Origin of the sequence: Sphaerisporangium sp. NPDC051017 (assembly GCF_040683095.1) — a bacterium.
Lineage (GTDB): Bacteria > Actinomycetota > Actinomycetes > Streptosporangiales > Streptosporangiaceae > Sphaerisporangium.
Map to the genome: position 1 here is coordinate 1 of NZ_JBFBCI010000141.1, position 2,632 is coordinate 2,632.

General features: G+C 73.1%; 2 protein-coding genes. Both read left to right on the plus strand.

Annotated features, from left to right (window positions below):
• Positions 1–909 (plus strand): phosphopantetheine-binding protein (locus tag AB0M95_RS40860; RefSeq protein WP_363777134.1); only part of this gene is annotated, 909 nt, incomplete at its 5' end.
• Positions 906–2,632: condensation domain-containing protein (locus AB0M95_RS40865; protein ID WP_363777137.1), on the plus strand; the 1,727-nt coding region annotated here is incomplete at its 3' end. The genes AB0M95_RS40860 and AB0M95_RS40865, both read left to right, overlap by 4 nt.

The following is a 2,632-nucleotide window of genomic DNA, read 5'->3' on the forward strand; positions in this document are numbered from 1 at the left end:
ACGCAGTTGGTGACGGCGTTCCCGTTGGGCGAGGACGGGTCTGTGTGGCCGTCGCCGGTGCCGATCGGCGGGCCGATCGACAACGTCCGGGTGTATGTGCTGGACGCCGGACTCGGGCTGGTTCCGCCCGGTGCGGCGGGGGAGTTGTACGTGGCGGGGATCGGGTTGGCGCGCGGGTATGTGCGCCGGTCCGGGCTGACCGCCGAGCGGTTCGTCGCCGACCCGTTCGGTCCGCCGGGGTCGCGGATGTACCGGACCGGGGATGTGGTCAGGTGGAACGCCGGGGGCCTGCTGGAGTTCCTGGGCCGGGTGGACGACCAGGTGAAGGTACGCGGGTTCCGGGTGGAGCCGGGTGAGGTCGCCGCGGTGGTGTCGGCGCATCCGGGTGTGGCGCAAGGTGTGGTGATTCCCTGGCAGGCCCCCGACGGGGACACGCGGCTGGTCGCGTATGTGGTGCCGGCGGGTGAGGTGGACGGGCGGCAGGTGCGGGCGTTCGTGCGGGAGCGTCTGCCGGAGTTCATGGTGCCCGCCGCCGTGGTGGTGGTGGATCGGTTGCCGTTGACGTTGAACGGCAAGCTGGACCGGGCGGCGCTGCCCGCGCCGAGCTGGGAGAGCGGCGGTGGGCGGGCACCCCGTAACCCGCGCGAGGAGGCGCTGTGCGAGCTGTTCGCCCAGGTCCTCGGGGTCGAGCGGGTGAGCATCGACGACAACTTCTTCGACCTGGGCGGCCACTCGCTGCTCGCCACCAAGCTCGTCAGCCGCGTCCGCGCCCGCCTGAACGCCGAACTGGCCGTACGGACCATCTTCGAAGCCCCGACGGTCGCCGGAGTGGCGGACCGCCTGGGCGCCACGGGACGGGCACGGCCCGCGCTGGTCCGCCGGGCGCGCTCGGAAGGAGCCGCGAAATGACGATCCCCCTTTCCTTCGCCCAGCGCCGCCTGTGGTTCCTGCACCGCCTTGAGGGACCGGTCTACAACATGCCCTGGACGCTGCGGTTCCGCGGGCCGCTGGACGTCGAGGCGCTGCGGTCGGCGCTGGCGGACGTGGTGGAGCGGCACGAGGCGCTGCGTACGGTCTTTCCCGAGCGGGACGGCGAGCCGTACCAGCACATCCTGGAGCCGGACGAGGCCAAGCCGGCTCTGGAGGTCGTCGAGGCGACCGAGGAGGAACTGCCCGCGCTGCTGGAGCGCGCCGCCCGGCACCGGTTCGACCTCGGCGGCGAGCCGCTGGTCCGGGCGCACCTGTTCGCGCTCGGCCCGCGTGAGCACGTGCTGATGCTGCTCATCCACCACATCGTCTGCGACGGCTGGTCGTTCGCTCCGCTGTCCCGCGACCTGATGGCGGCGTACGAGGCGCGCGGCCGGGGCGAGGCGCCCGGGTTCGCCGAGCTGCCCGTCCAGTACGTGGACTACACCCTGTGGCAGCAGGAGCTGCTGGGCGACCCGGACGACCCGGAAAGCGTGATCGCCCAGCAGACCGCGTACTGGCGTGACCGGCTGGCGGGCGCGCCCGAGCAGATCCGGCTGCCCGCCGACCGCCCTCGGCCCGCGGTCGCGTCCTATCGGGGCGGACTGGTGACCGCCCAGTGGGACGGGGAGCTGCACGAGGGGCTGACCGCGCTGGCGCGGGAGTCCGGGACCAGCCTCTTCATGGTCCTGCAGGCCGGTGTGGCGGCGCTGCTGACCAGGATGGGCGCCGGGACGGACGTGCCGATCGGCGCGCCGATCGCCGGGCGCACCGACGAGGCGCTGGACGACGTGGTGGGGTTCTTCGTCAACACGCTGGTGATCCGTACCGACACCTCGGGCGAGCCGTCGTTCGCCGAGTTGCTCGGCCGGGTGCGGGACGCGGCGCTGGAGGCGTACGCCAACCAGGACGTGCCGTTCGAGTACCTGGTGGAGGTGCTCAAGCCCGCCAGATCGGCGGCCCACCACCCGCTGTTCCAGGTGCTGCTGGTAGAGCAGAGCTCGCCGGACGACACGCTGCGGCTGAAGGACCTGGAGCTGTCCCCGATCGTGGTGCCGACCGGCACCGCTCGCTTCGACCTGATGTTCAGCATCACGCACAGCGCGGATCCGGGCCGGCCGGGCCTGACCGTCGGGGCCGAGTTCGCCACCGACCTGTTCGACCGGCCCACGGTCGAGGTGCTGGTGGAGCGGTTGCGGCGGTTGCTGGCCGCCGCGGTGGCCGATCCGGGCCGTCGGGTGGGGGCGCTGGAGATTCTCGATCCGGCGGAGCGGGACACGCTGCTGGTCCGGCGCAATGCCACGGCGGTGGCGGTGGAGCGGGCGACGGTGCCGGACCTGCTGGCCGTCGCGGTGGCGCGCGCGCCCGAGGCGACGGCGGTGGTGGCGGCGGACGGTGAGCTGACCTTCGCTGAGTTGCAGGGGCGGGTGAACCGGCTGGCCCGGGTGCTGATCGGGCGTGGCGCGGGTCCGGAGCGGATGGTCGCCATCGTGGTGCCCCGGTCCATGGACATGATCGTGGCGTTGCTGGCGGTGATGACGACCGGGGCGGCGTATCTGCCGATGGATCCCGAGCATCCGGCGGAGCGGCTCGGGTACATGCTGGCGGACGCGGACCCGGTGGCCGTGGTGACGACCGGGCAGGTGGCCGGGCGGCTCCCCGCCGG